The following is a 17,330-nucleotide window of genomic DNA, read 5'->3' as shown; positions in this document are numbered from 1 at the left end:
AACTGGGTTAATCTTGCGCCAAGTTCTGAAAGAGGGTGTTGTAGTAAATGGGCTCATTTGATAAAACAATGCGTTTTGAGTTTTATGAAGATCCAATGGAACATGATGTCAAAGAAGTACTGCTTCATGTTTATGGAGCTCTTCAAGAGAAGGGATATAATCCGATCAATCAAATAGTCGGGTATTTACTTTCCGGGGATCCTGCCTATATTCCGCGGCATCAGGATGCAAGAAACATTATGAGAAAGCTGGAACGGGATGAAATCATTGAAGAGCTGGTGAAGTCCTATTTAAAGCAGCATCGTGAGGAGAAGTAAATTTGAGAGTAATGGGCCTGGATGTTGGATCCAAGACAGTGGGCGTCGCTGTCAGTGACGAAATGGGCTGGACCGCCCAAGGTTTAGAGACAATACGGATCAATGAAGAAAAGAATATGTTTGGATTTGATCGGATTGGTGAAATTATTAAAGAATACAATATCGACAAAATCATTGTCGGTCTGCCAAAAAATATGAACAATACGATTGGCCCCCGGGGTGAAGCGTCGATGGCCTATGCTGAAGGGTTAAGAAGCAAGTTTCAACTTCCGGTTCAGCTGTGGGATGAGCGGTTGAGTACAATGGCTGCCGAACGAGTCCTGCTGGAAGCGGATGTCAGCAGAAAGAAAAGAAAAAAGGTAATCGACAAAATGGCAGCAGGAATGATTTTACAAAATTTCTTGGACAGCCAACATTAATGAGGTGATATTTATGGAAAATGGAGAAAACTATATTACAGTTGTTGATGAAGAAGGAAACGAAGAGTTATTTGAAGTGCTTTTTACATTTGACTCAGAGGAGTTCAACAAGTCATATGTCTTGTACTACCCTGCAGGAGCAGACAACGATGGTGAAGAAGAAATTGAAATCCACGCATCTTCCTATATTCCGAACGAAGATGGGGACCATGGGAATATGCAGCCGATTGAAACTGATGAAGAATGGGACATGATTGAAGAAATGCTCAATACTTTTCTTGCAGAAGAAGATGAGGAATAATAAAAATTTGCCGACCCGGATTCACCTGGGTCGGCAAATTTTTTTATTAGAAACTTTAAAGTTGTGAATGTAACATCTAGCTACAGTGCCCTTCGACTAGCAGCCTTCGTTCCTACAGTGCTCTAAGTAATAGCCTATTCAGGGAGTTATGTTACCTTATTGCAAAGCCTCATGAAATTTTATTCGAGGATGTTCACACGATGAAAATGAAGTCAGCAGCTTTCCTACGATAAGTGGAACATCGGTTCCGACAGACATGACGTCCTAGTGCTAGTGCAAGCGAAGCAACAGGAGGTCGCGCCCTGATCCTGCCGGCTTCCGCTTTTTTAATTAGTCTGTACGTCGATAACCAGGCGCTTTCGCTTTTGATAAATTCGACTCAATCAGTGGTTTTTCGATGACGTTTAAAAAAAGTATTGTATAATAGGTGTGTTGTGCATACAAAATAAACATCAGTATCGGGAGGGGGAACCCGGCATAATGGAAAAAGAAGGGAACGAGAAAATAGATAAGCAGGCAAGAGCAGCTGCAATGAGAGAGAATCTGCTCGTAAAAAGGAGTGAGGCAATTATCATAAGAAAAATCGTCGGCATCATTACTCTAACCTTCGGTGTCCTGCTATGTATAGTGGCATTGAGTGGTTTTTTATATATAAAATCTGCTCTTAAACCGGTGGATGCAGGCAGTGACAAAGAAATCAAAGTAGAAGTGCCGATTGGATCTTCTACAACTTCTATAGGTAAACTGCTAGAAAATAAGGGCGTCATAAAAAATGCATCTGTCTTTAAATATTATGTCAAATTCAACAATATTTCCGGTTTCCAGGCAGGTACTTATACATTTACTCCATCGATGTCATTAGAGGAGATCTCTCAAAACTTGCAAACGGGGATTCTATCTCAGAAAGCGATCTATAAAATCACTGTTCCTGAGGGCTATTCTTTAGATCAAATTGCCGGCTTGATCTCCAAACAGATTGGCAAGCCGAAAAAAGAGATAGTATCTGAGCTAGACAATAAGGAGCTCCTGAAGCATTTTCAAGGACAATATCCGGATCTTTTGACTGACGATGCGTTTGGCAGCCGCGTTAAGCATCCGTTGGAAGGTTATCTGTATCCGGCCACTTACTCTTATTATGAAGAAAAGCCGACCCTTGAAGCAATCATCGATCCGATGATCAAAAAAACACACGAGGTGTTAATAAAGTATTCGGATAAGATGGAAGAAAAAGATGTAAATGTCCATGAGCTTTTAACGATGGCTTCGTTAATTGAAAAAGAAGCCACCGAGAAAGCGGACAGGCACATGATTTCAAGTGTTTTCTATAACCGTCTGGATGAGGATATGCCGCTGCAAACGGATCCGACCGTCCTGTATGCATTAGGAAAACATAAAGAACGGACCTTGTATAAAGACCTTGAGGTTGATTCACCATATAATACGTATAAAGTTAAAGGTCTTCCACCAGGACCGATTTCCAATGCAGGTGAATCATCTATAGAGGCAGCGCTCAACCCGGCAGAAAGCAAGTATTTGTATTTCTTGGCTGAACATGGTACCGGGGAAGTGCATTACGCAAAAACATTGAAAGAGCATAACGAGTTAAAAGCGAAATATATTACGGATAAAAGGAAGTAGGTGGCCAAGATATGAATCAGTCAATCAATCATTATTTGGAGTCCCTGCTTCCGCAGAGAAGTAAGTTATTCCAAGAGATGGAAGAACTCGCTGAAAAAGAGCGCGTACCAATCATGGAACAAACGGCCATTGATGTGATGCTTCAATTCATGAGGCTACAAAATCCTGCTAAAATATTGGAGATAGGCACAGCGATTGGCTACTCTGCCCTGAGAATGGCCGATGCCTTACCTGATACGAAAATCACTACTATAGAAATTGACCCCATTAGAGCGGCTCAGGCGGCTCAATATATTCAGGATGCAGGAGCCGACGGAAGAATAACTATTTTAGAAGGCGATGCGTTGGAACTTGTTGAAAGAACATCAGAATTAGGTCCGTATGATGCCATTTTTATTGATGCGGCAAAAGGGCAGTATATGAAGTTTTTCAACATGTACAGTACATTATTGACTCCAGCAGGATGTATATATTCGGATAATGTTCTGTTCAGAGGATACGTGGCGGAAGAAACAGTTGATAACCGCCGTTTCCGCAGCATGGCCAGAAAAATGAAGGATTTTAACAGTTTTTTAATGGAACACGACGGGTATATTTCCACTATTATTCCAGTTGGGGATGGACTGGCAGTAAGCAGGAAAAGATGATGTATGTACAAAACCGCATACGTGCTCTTGAACAAAAGTCATTTTTGTAATATGATGACATAGATAATAATATAAGGAACTAATATGAATAGATAGCGCGCCCTTGTGGCGCGCTGTCATGTATTTCATGAACAATTATCCGCAGGTTTCGGATAAGGGAATTATAAGGAGTGAAGGGAAATGGCTACAGAAAAAGCATTTCATATGACAGAAGCCGGAAAAGAAAAATTGGAACAGGAACTCGAATACTTAAAGTCTGTAAGAAGAAAAGAAGTTGTAGAGCGAATCAAGGTTGCTCGAAGCTTTGGGGATCTATCCGAAAACTCGGAGTATGATTCAGCGAAAGAAGAGCAGGCATTTGTTGAGGGAAGAATCACTACCTTGGAAAATATGATCCGCAATGCAAAAATCATTGAAGAAGATGAACTTAACTCTGACTCGGTGACTCTTGGGAAAACGGTTACTTTCGTTGAGCTTCCGGATGGAGACGAGGAAACATATACAATCGTCGGAAGTGCCGAAGCGGATCCGTTTGAAGGGAAAATTTCTAATGATTCACCAATCGCCAAGAGCCTGATGGGCCAGAAAGTCAACGAAGAAGTAACGGTCCAAACGCCTGGCGGTGAAATGAGAGTTAGAATCGTTTCAATAAGTTAAATTAGAGTAGCGCAAGGCGCGCAGCTATAGGCGACGAGCACAAGGCGAATTACGAGGAGGCAGTTCCTAAGCCACAACAGCAAAGCAGTTGAGTTCAATTTCACCGTGAGAAGCAGCTTTGAACTTACTCCATGCGGCTTTGCGACTAGGGAAACATGCGCTTACTCGAGTATGCTTCCTCGCAGCTTGTGACCTCGAGCCGATGGGCCCTGGCGGTCTTAGAACGCCGTTTACTGTGGCTTCGCTTGCATTAGCACTTCCTGTGCGTCGGTAGAACTAGGACCTCCTGTTCGTCCAAGCTAGACATTATGCCTATTTATTCAAATGAAAAACTTAGTCTGATTTAACTTTTCTATTTTAACCAAAAACACGGGACGCCTCCTGAAGGCTTACCCGTGTTTTTTATTAATTAGGTATCTACTTTTGATTACACCTCTTTTCCGCGGGCAACAATGGGACTGAGGTGTTTCTAATGCTGCAAAAACGTATATTGTTCATAGCAATCATAAATTTCATGTTGATAGCTGGTCTTTTGGGGAGGTTGATGCAGATCCAATTATTTCAGGCTGAAAATTTTTCCGGATACCACGTCAACTTAATAAAAGAAAGCGTCAGGCAAAGGACACAGGAGTTAATACTGGATGATGGTCGAGGACAGTTTCTTGACCGCAATGGAGAGCCGCTTTCCTATGAAGAGAAATCAGTGCTTGTTCTCTTCCCTTTTATAAAAAACATGGATTGGAAAAGTACTGAAGTAGCCAAGGTTTTAGGGATATCCCATAGAGATCTTGAGTATGAGGTGCAGGCAGCGAAAGAACCGATCATTGCGGGTGGAAAAAAGGCGCTTTTTCTGACCGAGAAGCAGGCAGAAGAAATAAACCAACTAAATATCCCGGGGGTTTTCGCTGTAAAAAAGAAAATCTTTCCCGAGCATTCGCCTGCGGGTCAATTCCTTGGAATATATGGAGAAAATGAGGAGACTTTTAAAAAGCGTTATCCGGATAAAGATTGGCGAAACAGGACTGTCGGGCTGTCGGGATTGGAAGAAACGTTTGATGAATTTCTCTTATCCGAACATGAGACAAAATTTGTATATCATGTGGATGGGGTCGGGAACCCTCTATTTGGGATTGATGTAAAGTATGCTGGCCAGGCCAACCCGTTTTATCCATTACAAGTAAAAACAACAATTGATCAATCTTTGCAGAGGATGATCGAGTCCCTTTTGGACGAACATGGCATTAAAAAAGGGGGGGCGGTTTTGCTTGATGTAAAAACAAACGATATACTTGCAGTCGCCTCTAGACCTCACATCAACAGTCGAAACCCATATTTTGATGAAGGGACGAAAAACATGATTTTCAAGCAGCACATACCAGGCTCTGTTTTTAAGACTGTTGTTGCTGCAGCAGCTATAGAGGAAGGGATTGTTTCTAGAAAAGATCAATTTCGCTGTGATCTGGATATAAGGGGAAATCCTGCAGAACGAGATTTAGGCCAGCTTAATTTTGAAGATAGCTTTGCTCGAAGCTGCAATCGGACGTTTGCTGAACTCGCTGGAGTTTTAATGGAAAAAGACCCGATGATTCTTGAAAACTATGCGCGCAAACTTGGGTTGCTTGAAAGTATCGCATGGAAGGGTGATGTGTTCCATCTCGGTGATTTCAGCCAGTTCGAACATGATTCAGGAAGAGTCTTTGCCGATAATGAAAGCAGGAAAGACCGTAATTTTATAGCCCAGACAGGGATCGGCCAGCAGGAGGTCCGGCTTGCTCCAATCTCGGTGGCAAATATGTTGGCTGCCATCGCAAGAGGGGGAAAAAAGATGTCAGTCAGAGCAGTATCAGAAGTACAATACGGCAATGGTACTGTGATGACTTCATTTGAAGAACAGAAAAAGGCAGATGGTGAACAAATATCGCCATATGCTGCCATCAAAATGCAGCAGCTACTTAGGAAAGTGGTAAGCGATCCTGAAGGTACGGGAAGCATCTTCAATGACCTCCCATATGAAGTGGCTGGAAAAAGCGGAACGGCAGAGACAGCAGTCATGCACGAAGAAAAGCAGCTCCATCATAAATGGTTTGCCGGGTACTTCCCTTTTGACGACCCTCAATATGTACTTGTTGTGTTGAACATGGACGTACCGATCGATCAGGGCGGGGTCAATATATTGTTTGCCGACATTGTTCGCAGCATCTTCGAAAGAAATCATCCAAATGAAGAGCACACTGATTCCACGGGATGAAAAATTGATGCAAGTTTTCCCTTGTCCATGATATTATAAGTACAATGACAGGGGGGATTTTAAGTGCCAATCGATTTCAAGGATGACAAATCACGCTCTGCACTCCGTGCAAAACGGAGAAAAACGAATATTGTTTTAAACACATTGATTGCTGTAGTCATCATTCTGATTTTACTCGTTGGCGGATCCATTTTCTTTGGAGGAAATGATTCGAATAAAGAACAGGCGGAAAGCCCGAAGGATACCGAAGATGTAAAACAAAACGATCAGACGAGTGCTGATAATGACGTGAAACAGGAAGAAAATTCAATAGAAGATGAGCCGACAGCTGAGGAAGAAGAAGGCGGCAAAGTGGAAGAAATGGAAAGTGATGAACCGAATGTTGAGAAAGTCTTGATCAATCCAGAATGGAAGCCGGTAGGGACTGAGCAGGCAAACGGTCACCAATCATCATATAACATGGGTACTACCGACTGGAATGAAAAACTTCAGGCAGCTGCCTATGCCATTGATACTTCTGTTGACAATATGACTGCATGGTGGGTCACAGGCGGGGATGATCCCGAGAATCAGGCGGAGTTGACTGTTTCCGCCAAGGGCAGTGATGATACATACCGGGTCTATATTGAATGGATTACCGGTGAAGGCTGGAAGCCTGTCGAAGTGAAAAAGTTAATTCAAAATGATAAGAGGTAAGGGGAAAAGCGTAAGCGCCCGCTTAGCGACGTACAAACTGAAGCACAAGGAGTGCGAAGTTTGCTAGTCGCTGAAACTGGACAGTCAACGAAAAATATTCAATAAATAACACTTGTTTATATTAAATGTTTAGGGGAGTTAGAAAAAATGAAAATAGCAGTTATTGGAGCGATGGAAGAAGAGGTTGAGCTCCTGCGCGAAAAAATGGATGTACATAATATAGAAGTGATTGCCCAATGTGAATACATCATCGGAACCTTACACGATAAAAAAGTCATTTTATCAAGATCTGGGATAGGAAAAGTAAATGCAGCTATGGCAACTGCTATTCTTTTGGAGAAGTATAAGCCTGATGCTGTCATCAATACAGGTTCCGCCGGAGGGTATAATCCTGAGCTTCGAATTGGTGATCTTGTCATTTCTAGTGAAGTTCGCCACCATGATGTTGATGTTACAGCATTTAATTACGAATACGGCCAGGTTCCGCAATTGCCTGCAGCTTTTAAGGCGGACGAAGCGATGATTGAAATTGCCGAGTCTGTAGCACGCACAGTGGGAGAAGTTAAGGCGGTCAAAGGACTCATAGCCACTGGTGATACGTTTATGAGCGATCCTGTGAAGGTCGAGTTTGTCCGGGAGAAGTTTCCACATATTCAGGCAGTGGAAATGGAAGGGGCGGCAATTGCCCAAGTGGCTTATCAGTTCGACATTCCGTTTGTTATCATCAGGTCTTTATCAGATATTGCCGGCCAGAAGTCAGAAATCTCTTTCGACAAATTCATTGAAAAAGCTTCGGTCAATTCAGCAAACCTTGTAATGGACATGATAAAGAAGTTGGAACGATAATAGAAAGCCGAAGGGTCAGTGGACACCTTCGGCTTTACTTTAATCTTCAGTCATGCGCAGAAATTCTTCTACATCTTTTATACAAACATCAACACCTGCTTGCCAAAACTCCTCTTTTGTAAGGTCCGCTCCCAAATGTTTTTCCGCCAGTTCTTCCACGGTCATTCTGCCGGTGTCTTTCAGAAGTGAAATATACTTTTGTTCATATTTTGTACCCTCTTTCTTCGCTTGGGCATAAATGCCGAGAGAAAACAAATAACCGAACGTATACGGAAAATTGTAGAAAGGTACATCCGTAATATAAAAATGGAGTTTGGATCCCCAAAAATATGGGTTATATTGCTCCAGTAAATCGGAGTAGGCTTCTTTTTGTGCCTCTACCATCAATTGATTTAGTTTTGCAGTGCTTACCATCCCTTTTTTGCGCTCCTCGTAAAAACGGGTCTCGAATAGGAAGCGGGCATGGATATTCATGAAAAAGGTGATGGAGTTCTGGATCTTACTTTCAAGGAGAGCCAGCTTTTCTTTTTCATCTTTTGCAATGTTTAATGCTGCATCGGCAACAATCGTTTCAGCAAATGTTGAAGCTGTCTCGGCCACGTTCATTGCGTATTGGCTGTTTAAAGGCACTACGTCTTTCATCGCATAAGTGTGGAATGCATGCCCCAGCTCGTGGGCTAGGGTGGAGACATTTTCATATGAGTTCGAATAAGTCATAAAAATTCTCGATTGGCCGCTCAATGGTAGTGAGGTACAGAAACCTCCAGGGCGCTTTCCAGGCCGGTCTTCAGCCTCAATCCATCTGTCTTCAAATGCTTTTTCAGCGAACTCTGCTAACGTGCTGCCGAACTCTTTGAAATGATTAATGATAAAAGCAGCACCCTCCTGATAGCTGTATGATTTTGCCGAGTCTGTTACAGGTGCATCCAGGTCATACCAGCTTAATTTCTCAACACCAAGCAAGCGTGCCTTCCTGTCAAGGTATTGCACAAATGCGTGCTTGTTGTCAGAAATCACCTTCCACATGACATCAAGTGTTTTTTTGCTCATGCGATTATAATCAAGTGCTTCCTTTAAAACATTATTCCAGCCCCGTTTCTTATAAACTGCCAAACGAAAGCCTGAAAGGTGATTTAAAGTGGTTCCAAGCAGATTTGCCTGCCCGCTCCATGCTTTTTCCCATTCCTCGAATAAGCTTTTCCTTAGTTGGCGATCCTGACTGGAGAATTTATTTTCCGCCTGGCCGATCGATAAATTGATCTTTTCACCATTTTCCACAAAGGGGATTGTCAATTGACTGACAATCGAATCATACATTTCTTCCCAGCCGTGATAACCGTCCACCGCTAGATCGTTGATGATGGCTTCTTCTTCTTGTGATAATTTTTCGGCCGCTAGCCGGCGCCTTTCATTTAAAACAAAATACAAATCCTTCAAACTATCCTGCTCAAAAAGATTTTTCCAAACGGTGTTATCAACTTGTACAAGGGCTTTATCCAAATGAGTCAATGCCGTGTTCAGCTTCGAAGCTAATGAAGTTACAATCCCCCTAAGTTCATTTGCTTTTAAATCTTCCGTATCTTGCGCTTGAAGGCATGACACGAACGATTCCGCCTGCTCTAAATCAAGGTCGGCTTTCTGAAGCTTACTTAAAATATCGATTAGTATGGAATTGTTGTCTGGCTCTGAAGAACTCCAACTTTCAACACTTGTCTGAAACGAAATAATTTCATCATCCAGTTTTTTTAGAAAATCACTAAACTCCTTTGATGAACTGCCTCCAGGAAAAAGATTTTCCAGCTCCCATGTCATAGAGTAAGTATTGTGTATTGTCAAAGGCTTTCTCCTCCTTTGGATATTAATTCCATTATAAGATAACCAAGCTGCTTTTACATATATAATCTTTGGGGACAGACTTATTTTTACAGGACAAGCAATTGTCCTTTTTCTTTAACATATATATGTAACCAGTGGGTTATCTCATAGGGGGGTGAGGAATTGTCGGGAATTCTTACGGCTCTCGGCTTGTTATTCAAAGAATTGGTCTTCCTTGTGTCCTATGTGAAAAATAATGCATTTCCTCAGCCACTTTCTCCGGAGGACGAAAAAAAATACCTAATGAAAATGGCCGACGGAGATGAAGAAGCTCGAAACATATTGATTGAACACAATTTGAGACTTGTCGCCCACATTGTAAAGAAATTCGAGAATACCGGGGAAGACTCGGAAGATCTTATTTCCATTGGGACCATCGGGTTGATCAAAGCGATTGAAAGCTATTCATTCGGAAAGGGAACAAAGCTGGCGACATATGCTGCCAGATGTATCGAGAATGAAATTCTGATGCATTTAAGAGCCCTCAAAAAGACACGGAAAGATGTTTCTCTTCATGATCCTATCGGCCAGGATAAAGAGGGTAATGAGATTTCACTTATTGATGTATTGAAATCTGATGCAGAGGATATTTTTGACACGATTCAGTTGAACATGGAACTGGAAAAAATCAAGGAATATATCGGTGTATTGGATGACAGGGAAAAGGAAGTGATCATTGGCAGATTTGGCCTTAATCTTGAAAAAGAGCGGACCCAACGGGAAATAGCAAAAGAACTCGGCATATCAAGAAGTTATGTTTCACGAATTGAAAAAAGGGCGCTGATGAAAATGTTCCACGAATTTTACAGGGCGGAGAAAGACAAAATGAAAAACCTGAAGGATGGACAAAAAGGCTGAGAGCGTCATAAATAAGGCAGGGGAGGCATGAGATCTTTGCCCGGAAATTATTATGGGTGCAGTCAGTATGAATTGGAAGTGCAACGCATGATTTATGAAGGAGGGGCCATTTTTCAAGATTATATTTTAAAAGAAATGAAAAAGCCGGACAGTGGAAAAAAGATTAAGGAACCCGGACCATAATGTAAAAGCCAGTTTCGGGAATTTACACGAAACTGGCTTTTAAGACTTTTTTGGAAACCATATGATACATATGTTGGTTAAGGCAACGATTTTTTTATTACACCTTCTTCAATGTAAAAGTGCTGATCATGAGAAGTGATAGGACGAGAGTGATGAACAAGAAAGAAAATGATGGGAGGTAAGGGATAGCCAAATAGCTGAGTGTGAGCAGACAGCCCGCTGCAGTAATGGGAAGGCCTGTAAAAAAGCCGTTATTCTCCGAAATATTGAATCTTGCAAGACGGAAAGCTCCGCAACCTATATAAAATATTGTAAAAAAGACACCCGGAAAACCGAACAAGTTCAAAATTCCTTGGTATAATAACAAAGCAGGCGCAACGCCAAAAGAAATGATGTCACTCATCGAATCAAGCTGCTTTCCCAAATCAGATTCAATTTGGAGTTTTCTGGCAGCCATTCCGTCAAACCGGTCTGCCAAAGCGGCTATGAAGATAAGCATAAGGCTTAAATGAAGCTGGCCGTTAATTCCTGCGATAATGGCGAAGCCGCCAAGGCCAAGGTTCGTCAAAGTCAGGACATTCGCAGTTTGGGCTTTCAGTTTTTTTATTGTGTGATCAACTACTTCGGATAGTAACATAACACTCCTCCCTTTTTTCTAAAGTAGATATTTAACTAAATTTATTATATGATTTCTTTTTAATAAAGTTAAGCATAAATTTCTGTTCTGTTTGGGGGAAAATAGATTGAAAGCGGCACTGTATAAACTTTTTATTGAGCTGACCAACGGACCAATTTCATCCGCGGCAATCAGGATATTTGCAAATTCAAACATTAGCAGGTTGTTTATTAAGTCATATGCCGCGGTCTATAAAATCAACTTGGATGAGATGGTTGAGGATATTCATTCATATCCCAATTTACATTCCTTTTTTACAAGGAAGTTGAAAGAAGAGGCACGACTAATAGATATGAGCGCCGACAGTGTGGCCAGTCCTGTAGACGGAGTGATAGAAGATGCAGGAAATGTTACGGCAAACAAGGAAATCATAGTAAAAGGAAAGACCTATTCCATTTCCGAAATGCTGGGAGGCACCCTTCGAGCTGAAAAGTATGGAGGAGGCACGTATATCATTATATACTTGAGTCCTTCCCATTATCACAGAATTCACAGTCCAATAAGCGGGAAAGTAACCGATTCCTATTCTCTAGGAAGAAAATCATTCCCCGTCAATCGGTTAGGGTTAAAATTCGGGGACTCTGTATTGGCAAAAAATTTTCGGGTAATCACAGAAATAGACTCCCCAAAAACTACTGTAGCCATGGTCAAAGTGGGCGCGATGTTCATTAATTCTGTTATCGTTACTAATTCTAAAAGGGAATGGGAAAAAGGGGAAGAGGCTGCTTATTTCTCATTTGGCTCAACTGTGGTTCTTTTGTTTCAAAAAGGAGCCTTTGTTCCAAATGATGTTGTAAAATCATGCGGTGAAATCCGGATGGGGGATGCACTGGGACGTCTAACAGGGGGAAAGGGCCAATAAAAAAAGCACCTGGAAAAGGTGCTTTTATTGCTGAATGTCAGCAGGGCAAATTTCTACGTCTCACTAATGAACGGCGTTCGATTTCGGATTCCATAAGACTGATGAATTCCTGGTTCAGCTTTAATCTTTTTGCCTTGAAGTATGTCTCAATCAATAATTCATCGGATAACTTTTTCACCAGCTTCACCTCCACGAATAATTCACGTTCTAAAGCAGCAGGATTTTGAATAAAATGATAAGTTCTTTTATTTGTAACTTCACTTTAGCAGAGAAATCCGTGTGGAACAAGCGTTCCTTTATCCACAAAGTGCAGTGGATAACTTGTGGTTAAGTTGTTTATAACAGTTTTAAAAGCGTTCATAGGTGCTTCTGTAATGTTTATAAAGTTACCCACAGTTCGTGTGGTTGGTGGAATTTGTCGAAAAGTTTAGGCAATATATTTCTTCTAAAGATAAGTGAACATTATATCTGACTAAGTTTTTTTGAGAATACTCGTAGTGTCTAGCCCGACGTACAGAAAATCCTAGTGCATGCGAAACGACAAGGCAAGTAAAGCTCCGACAGCTTCACTTCTCACGAAGAAAAAGCGTTAGCTTTTTCGAGGATGTGGCGTCCTGAGGTAGACAGGCGCCATTGGTTCGAGGTCACAGACTGCAAGGAAGCATTTTCAGGATGAATGTGCTCCTGCGGCAAAGCCTATTCAGGGAGAGGATGTTTCCCTCGTCGCAAAGTAGCATGAAGATATTCAGAGATCTTTCTCCCAATGTAATTAAGTAAGCAGCAATGCTGTGGGGCTGAGTAACTGCCTCATCAAAATTCGCCTTGCGCTTTTCTTATGTAAAATTTTGAAAGTCCTTGGCAGATTGATTAAGATTAACATATGATGACGAAATAATGGGGTGCACAAGTTGTTAAAGCAATTTTTACCAGATGAATATGTAAAGAGCATTTTTTCAATAAAACCAGCTGTTTTAAAAGAAAAGGGGATCAAAGGAATCATTACTGACCTGGATAATACACTTGTCGAATGGGATCGGCCTTATGCCACTCCCCAACTTATAGACTGGCTGGAAGAGTTGAAGAACCATGACATGAAAGTGACGATCGTGTCGAATAATAATGAAAAAAGAGTAGGAGACTTTTCAAATCCGTTGAATATCCCGTTTATATACAGAGCCAAAAAGCCTTCCAGAAAGGCATTTCAGCGGGCTGTCAAAGAGATGGGACTTTCGCGCGAAGAGACTGTGATTATTGGTGATCAACTGTTGACCGACGTATTCGGAGGGAACCGGGGTGGATTTTATACGATTCTTGTCGTTCCTGTTGCCCAGTCCGACGGCTTTTTCACCCGGTTTAACCGGATGGTGGAACGTCGGATCATGGCCTCATTCAAACGCAAAGGGTTAATTAAATGGGAGGAATAAGTGTGAGCAGCCAAAATGAACATTGTATCGGATGTGGTGTAACCATCCAGACTGACAAGCCTGGTGAACTAGGGTATACGCCGCGTTCCGCATTGGAAAAAGAGGAAATTATTTGCCAAAGATGCTTTCGTTTAAGGCATTACAACGAAGTTCAGGATGTAGAATTGTCAGACCAGGACTTTCTGGATATCCTGCATACGCTTGGCAAAACAAACAGCCTGGTTGTTAAAATCATTGACATCTTTGATTTTAACGGGAGTTGGATTCCGGGACTCCATCGGTTTGTCGGAAAAAATCCTGTCCTTTTAATCGGCAATAAAGTTGACCTTTTGCCGAAGTCGACTAACAAAAATAAATTAATCAATTGGATGAAGTTACAGGCGAAAGAGCTCGGACTGATCCCAGTGGATGTATTGCTCGTCAGCGCGGAAAAAGGACTTGGGATTCAAGAGGCGCTTGTGGAAATTGATCGTATTCGCCAGGGGAAAGATGTGTATGTTGTGGGCTGTACAAATGTCGGAAAGTCAACATTCATTAATCGTGTAATTAAAACGGCGGCAGGCGGAGACGACGTCATCACAACATCGCATGTGCCAGGAACTACATTGGACATGATTGAGATTCCGCTGGATGACGGCAAAAGTCTTGTTGATACGCCCGGAATCATCAATCATCATCAGATGGCGCATTATGTAAGTAAAAAAGATTTGAAAGTTATCACTCCGAAAAAAGAAATCAAACCGCGTGTCTATCAACTTAATGAAAACCAGACGCTTTTTTTCGGGGGACTTGCGAGGTTTGATTACATAAAAGGCGGCAGACGGTCCGTTATTTGCTATTTAGCCAACAGCATTGAAATCCACCGTACAAAACTTGAGAAGGCGGACCAGTTATATGAAAAACATGCCGGTGAAATGTTGCAGCCGCCAAGCCGGGATGAGCTTCAGAAGTTCCCTGAGCTTGTCAGGCACGAATTCAAGTTGAAGTCTGATAAAATGGATATTGTCTTTTCGGGCCTTGGCTGGGTCACCGTGAAAGAACAGGGCGCACATGTAGCGGCATATGCCCCTAAGGGTGTTTCAGTCTTATTGCGGCCGTCGCTTATTTAATAAGAAAAGGTAAGTGCCTTGAATAGCGCGGAGGAGGCCGTTCGTAAGCGGGCATGGAAGCTACTGATTCAATCAGATTATGTAGAAGTTTCTCTGAGTATGCTTCATGCAGCTTTGCGAAAAGCTGAACAAGAATTCTTCGAAAAAGCTATGAGCAGGAACACATTCCTCATGAGTTTGCTTCTATGCAGGCTTGTGACCTTGAGGGGCAAGGCGCTAGCTGAACAAAGCCAGTCTTGTTTTTAAATGAAATTTTCCATAGCAAGTGCTGCATTCTTTATTTTTAAAAAAGACAGGATGATCACGATTGAAAAAGCTATACGGTGTGATCGGGGATCCGATCGCTCATTCATTATCGCCGGCAATGCATAATGCAGAACTTAAAGAGCTCAATATCGATGCATATTACCATCCGTTCCACATTTATGAAAAAGATTTAAGAACAGCTGTGGAGGGAATGAAGGTAATAGGAGTTGACGGCTTTAATATCACTGTTCCGCACAAAACTGCTATTATCCCTTTTTTGGACAGGGTTGATCCGCTTGCTAAAGCAATTGGTGCAGTTAACACTGTTGTTAAGGAAGATGGGCAATTTGTCGGTTATAATACCGATGGGGCGGGATTTGTGGAGTCTTTAAAAGAAGTTTGGAAAGAAGATTTAACGAATGAGAAAACTTTGATTATTGGAGCAGGCGGTGCTGCAAAAGCAATCTACTATACACTTTTGTCCATCGGTGTTCGGCAAGTAGACATTTGCAACAGGACAATCCAAAAGGCAGAAGCGTTAATTGCAGCCCAGCCATATGATGCTGATTCAAAAGTGCTGACAATGGAAGAAGCCGAGTCAAGTATCGGTGAGTATTCTCTGGTCATACAGACGACATCAATCGGAATGGATCCTGATATCGATCAGAGCCCTTTGTCTTTAAGGAATTTGAACCCATCAGCCTTTGTGTCCGATATCATTTATAATCCGAAGGAAACAATGTTGCTAAAGCAGGCAGCAGAGCAAGGGGCCAAAACGCAAAACGGTCTTGGAATGCTTGTGTACCAGGGAGCGTTGGCCTTTGAGAAATGGACAAATAAAAAGCCTGATGCCAGGCGCATGAAGCAGACAGTCACAAACTTTTTAGGAGGAACGCCATGTTGACCGGAAAGCAAAAAAGATTTTTACGTTCAAAAGCGCACCATCTCCAGCCTATTTTCCAAGTCGGAAAAGGCGGAGTAAATGATAATATGATCAAACAGATTGCAGAAGCTTTGGAAGCCAGAGAACTGCTCAAAGTAAGCATCCTCCAAAATTGTGAGGAGGATAGAGAAACCGTAGCCGCGAGCATTGTCCGCGGCACTGGCAGTGAACTGGTGCAAATCATAGGACGCATCATCGTTCTTTATAAAGAGTCCCATGAGAATAAACAAATAGAGCTTCCGGTGAAAGGCTGACAGGGATGAAGAGAAAAGTCGGCATTCTTGGAGGGACATTTGATCCGCCGCATTTTGGTCATTTAATCATAGCCAACGAGGTGCTGGAGCAATTCGGGCTTGATGAAATCATGTTTATGCCTAATCACGAGCCGCCACATAAAGAGAGGCGCAGCGGCACCACTGGGCAAGACCGGCTGACCATGCTTGAACTCGCTATTGATGGGCATCCTTCATTTTCAATCGAGACATTCGAATTGAACCAGGAAGGGCGCTCATACACATATAATACAATGAGGGAACTTAGTGAAAAAAACCCTGATAATGAGTACTATTTTATTATCGGCGCTGACATGGTGGAATATTTGCCCCATTGGTATAATATTGAGGAGCTCATCAAGCTTGTTCAATTTGTTGGCACGAATCGGCCGAATCACCGGTTGGAAACACCATATCCGATTTCTTTTGTAGAGGTGCCGATGATTGAGATTTCTTCCTCCATGATCAGAAATCGGGCTCAAAGAGGGAGTTCCATAAGATACCTTTTACCTGAAGCTGTCATCCGCTATATTGAGGAGAATCATTTATATGGAACGTGAACAAGCTTTAACTATAGTGAATAAAAAAATAGCGGGACCAAGATACGAACATACAAAAAGAGTAGCTGCAACCGCTGAGAAATTGGCTGTGAAGTACGGGGCGGATGTGGAAAAAACAGTATTGGCAGCGATTTTTCATGATTATGCAAAATTGCTTCCGATCAAAGAGTTGAAAGAGATCATTTCCGATCATCAAGTCGATCCCAGATTATTGGACTATCATCCCGAACTGTGGCATGGCCCGGCAGGAGCAGTTCTTGTGCGTGAAGAAATAGGGATAAACGATGAAGACATTTTTAATGCTATCCGTTATCATACAACAGGAAGGGCTGGTATGTCCTTGGTTGAAAAAATCATTTATATTGCAGATTATATTGAGCCGGGAAGACAGTTCCATGGCCTGGATGAAGTTAGGTTGTTGGCGGATACAGATTTGGACATGGCTTTAAAAAAGTCATTAGGCAATACAATCAAATTTTTAATCGATAAATCCGCCCCTATTTTTCCTGACACTTTTGAAGCTTATAACGCAATGTCCAACAAATGAAGGAGG

21 protein-coding genes are annotated in these 17,330 nt (G+C 42.1%); 18 read left to right on the top strand and 3 right to left on the bottom strand.

Features of this window, described 5'->3' with window-relative positions:
- Positions 1-47: 47 nt before the first annotated feature.
- The 9 genes from D4T97_RS13615 (at position 48) to mtnN (ending at position 7,769) form a co-directional block, all read left to right on the top strand.
- The gene (locus D4T97_RS13615) at positions 48-317 is read left to right on the top strand and encodes an IreB family regulatory phosphoprotein (RefSeq protein WP_018705763.1); all 270 of its coding nucleotides are present in this window, start codon (positions 48-50) and stop codon (positions 315-317) included.
- Positions 318-319: 2 nt separating this feature from the next.
- Positions 320-736 carry a Holliday junction resolvase RuvX gene (gene ruvX / locus D4T97_RS13610; protein WP_126051289.1) on the top strand — a complete coding sequence of 139 codons (417 nt, stop codon included), beginning with the start codon at positions 320-322 and terminating at the stop codon, positions 734-736.
- A gap of 13 nt (positions 737-749) precedes the next feature.
- Positions 750-1,037 carry a DUF1292 domain-containing protein gene (locus D4T97_RS13605; RefSeq protein ID WP_126051288.1) on the top strand — a complete coding sequence of 96 codons (288 nt, stop codon included), beginning with the start codon at positions 750-752 and terminating at the stop codon, positions 1,035-1,037.
- A 480-nt stretch (positions 1,038-1,517) separates the two neighbouring features.
- Positions 1,518-2,675, top strand: a complete 1,158-nt coding sequence (gene mltG, locus D4T97_RS13600; protein ID WP_126051287.1) for an endolytic transglycosylase MltG — start codon at positions 1,518-1,520, stop codon at positions 2,673-2,675.
- Positions 2,676-2,686: 11 nt separating this feature from the next.
- A complete protein-coding gene (locus tag D4T97_RS13595) occupies positions 2,687-3,322 on the top strand; it encodes an O-methyltransferase (RefSeq protein ID WP_126051286.1) in 636 nt (211 codons plus the stop codon).
- Between the two features lie 180 nt (positions 3,323-3,502).
- Positions 3,503-3,979, top strand: a complete 477-nt coding sequence (gene greA, locus D4T97_RS13590) for a transcription elongation factor GreA (protein ID WP_126051285.1) — start codon at positions 3,503-3,505, stop codon at positions 3,977-3,979.
- Between the two features lie 472 nt (positions 3,980-4,451).
- On the top strand, positions 4,452-6,227 hold the full coding sequence (locus D4T97_RS13585) for a peptidoglycan D,D-transpeptidase FtsI family protein (RefSeq protein WP_126051284.1): 1,776 nt from the start codon (positions 4,452-4,454) through the stop codon (positions 6,225-6,227).
- Positions 6,228-6,290: 63 nt separating this feature from the next.
- Positions 6,291-6,923, top strand: coding sequence for a DUF1510 family protein (locus D4T97_RS13580; RefSeq protein WP_126051283.1), 633 nt, complete (start codon positions 6,291-6,293; stop codon positions 6,921-6,923).
- Positions 6,924-7,070: 147 nt separating this feature from the next.
- Entirely contained in the window at positions 7,071-7,769 is a 699-nt protein-coding gene (mtnN, locus tag D4T97_RS13575) for a 5'-methylthioadenosine/S-adenosylhomocysteine nucleosidase (protein WP_126051282.1), read from the top strand.
- A 39-nt stretch (positions 7,770-7,808) separates the two neighbouring features.
- Here the strand turns inward: mtnN and D4T97_RS13570 are convergent, their stop codons facing one another.
- Entirely contained in the window at positions 7,809-9,605 is a 1,797-nt protein-coding gene (locus D4T97_RS13570) for a M3 family oligoendopeptidase (protein ID WP_126051281.1), read from the bottom strand.
- A 162-nt stretch (positions 9,606-9,767) separates the two neighbouring features.
- Between D4T97_RS13570 and sigK the strand changes: the two genes are divergently transcribed.
- Positions 9,768-10,502: an RNA polymerase sporulation sigma factor SigK gene (gene sigK, locus D4T97_RS13565; RefSeq protein ID WP_126051280.1), complete on the top strand. Its 735-nt coding sequence runs from the start codon at positions 9,768-9,770 to the stop codon at positions 10,500-10,502.
- Between the two features lie 27 nt (positions 10,503-10,529).
- Positions 10,530-10,685, top strand: coding sequence for a hypothetical protein (locus D4T97_RS20550; protein ID WP_206435571.1), 156 nt, complete (start codon positions 10,530-10,532; stop codon positions 10,683-10,685).
- Positions 10,686-10,782: 97 nt separating this feature from the next.
- Here D4T97_RS20550 and pssA read toward each other — a convergent pair whose 3' ends face one another.
- Positions 10,783-11,322: a CDP-diacylglycerol--serine O-phosphatidyltransferase gene (gene pssA / locus D4T97_RS13560; RefSeq protein WP_126051279.1), complete on the bottom strand. Its 540-nt coding sequence runs from the start codon at positions 11,320-11,322 to the stop codon at positions 10,783-10,785.
- A 106-nt stretch (positions 11,323-11,428) separates the two neighbouring features.
- Between pssA and D4T97_RS13555 the strand changes: the two genes are divergently transcribed.
- Positions 11,429-12,223 carry a phosphatidylserine decarboxylase gene (locus D4T97_RS13555; RefSeq protein ID WP_126051278.1) on the top strand — a complete coding sequence of 265 codons (795 nt, stop codon included), beginning with the start codon at positions 11,429-11,431 and terminating at the stop codon, positions 12,221-12,223.
- A gap of 37 nt (positions 12,224-12,260) precedes the next feature.
- Here D4T97_RS13555 and sda read toward each other — a convergent pair whose 3' ends face one another.
- Entirely contained in the window at positions 12,261-12,401 is a 141-nt protein-coding gene (gene sda, locus D4T97_RS13550; RefSeq protein WP_126051277.1) for a sporulation histidine kinase inhibitor Sda, read from the bottom strand.
- A gap of 730 nt (positions 12,402-13,131) precedes the next feature.
- Here sda and D4T97_RS13545 point away from each other — a divergent pair.
- The 6 genes from D4T97_RS13545 (at position 13,132) to yqeK (ending at position 17,324) form a co-directional block, all read left to right on the top strand.
- Entirely contained in the window at positions 13,132-13,647 is a 516-nt protein-coding gene (locus D4T97_RS13545; RefSeq protein WP_126051276.1) for a YqeG family HAD IIIA-type phosphatase, read from the top strand.
- Between the two features lie 2 nt (positions 13,648-13,649).
- A complete protein-coding gene (yqeH, locus tag D4T97_RS13540) occupies positions 13,650-14,756 on the top strand; it encodes a ribosome biogenesis GTPase YqeH (RefSeq protein ID WP_408021606.1) in 1,107 nt (368 codons plus the stop codon).
- A 307-nt stretch (positions 14,757-15,063) separates the two neighbouring features.
- A complete protein-coding gene (gene aroE, locus D4T97_RS13535; RefSeq protein ID WP_126051274.1) occupies positions 15,064-15,906 on the top strand; it encodes a shikimate dehydrogenase in 843 nt (280 codons plus the stop codon).
- Positions 15,900-16,199: a ribosome assembly RNA-binding protein YhbY gene (gene yhbY, locus D4T97_RS13530; protein ID WP_126051273.1), complete on the top strand. Its 300-nt coding sequence runs from the start codon at positions 15,900-15,902 to the stop codon at positions 16,197-16,199. Before aroE ends, yhbY begins: the two co-directional genes overlap by 7 nt.
- 5 nt (positions 16,200-16,204) lie before the next feature.
- Entirely contained in the window at positions 16,205-16,777 is a 573-nt protein-coding gene (locus D4T97_RS13525; protein ID WP_126051272.1) for a nicotinate-nucleotide adenylyltransferase, read from the top strand.
- Positions 16,767-17,324 (top strand): bis(5'-nucleosyl)-tetraphosphatase (symmetrical) YqeK, encoded by a 558-nt coding sequence (gene yqeK, locus D4T97_RS13520; protein WP_126051271.1) that lies wholly within the window; start codon positions 16,767-16,769, stop codon positions 17,322-17,324. The genes D4T97_RS13525 and yqeK overlap by 11 nt, the downstream gene beginning before the upstream one ends.
- Positions 17,325-17,330: the final 6 nt, after the last annotated feature.

This window comes from Siminovitchia acidinfaciens, from assembly GCF_003605385.1.
GTDB lineage: Bacteria > Bacillota > Bacilli > Bacillales > Bacillaceae_C > Siminovitchia > Siminovitchia acidinfaciens.
The sequence above is the reverse complement of the archived record's forward strand: the minus strand, read 5'-3'. Positions and strand labels throughout refer to the sequence as shown.

Excerpts from the sequence above, each read along its gene's own strand:
- D4T97_RS13615 (WP_018705763.1), top strand. The coding sequence starts at position 48 with ATGGGCTCATTTGATAAAACAATGCGTTTTGAGTTTTATGAAGATCCA.
- D4T97_RS13605 (WP_126051288.1), top strand. The coding sequence starts at position 750 with ATGGAAAATGGAGAAAACTATATTACAGTTGTTGATGAAGAAGGAAAC.
- mltG (WP_126051287.1), top strand. The coding sequence starts at position 1,518 with ATGGAAAAAGAAGGGAACGAGAAAATAGATAAGCAGGCAAGAGCAGCT.
- D4T97_RS13595 (WP_126051286.1), top strand. The coding sequence starts at position 2,687 with ATGAATCAGTCAATCAATCATTATTTGGAGTCCCTGCTTCCGCAGAGA.
- greA (WP_126051285.1), top strand. The coding sequence starts at position 3,503 with ATGGCTACAGAAAAAGCATTTCATATGACAGAAGCCGGAAAAGAAAAA.
- D4T97_RS13585 (WP_126051284.1), top strand. The coding sequence starts at position 4,452 with ATGCTGCAAAAACGTATATTGTTCATAGCAATCATAAATTTCATGTTG.
- mtnN (WP_126051282.1), top strand. The coding sequence starts at position 7,071 with ATGAAAATAGCAGTTATTGGAGCGATGGAAGAAGAGGTTGAGCTCCTG.
- D4T97_RS20550 (WP_206435571.1), top strand. The coding sequence starts at position 10,530 with ATGAGATCTTTGCCCGGAAATTATTATGGGTGCAGTCAGTATGAATTG.
- pssA (WP_126051279.1), bottom strand. The coding sequence starts at position 11,322 with ATGTTACTATCCGAAGTAGTTGATCACACAATAAAAAAACTGAAAGCC.
- yhbY (WP_126051273.1), top strand. The coding sequence starts at position 15,900 with ATGTTGACCGGAAAGCAAAAAAGATTTTTACGTTCAAAAGCGCACCAT.
- D4T97_RS13525 (WP_126051272.1), top strand. The coding sequence starts at position 16,205 with ATGAAGAGAAAAGTCGGCATTCTTGGAGGGACATTTGATCCGCCGCAT.
- yqeK (WP_126051271.1), top strand. The coding sequence starts at position 16,767 with ATGGAACGTGAACAAGCTTTAACTATAGTGAATAAAAAAATAGCGGGA.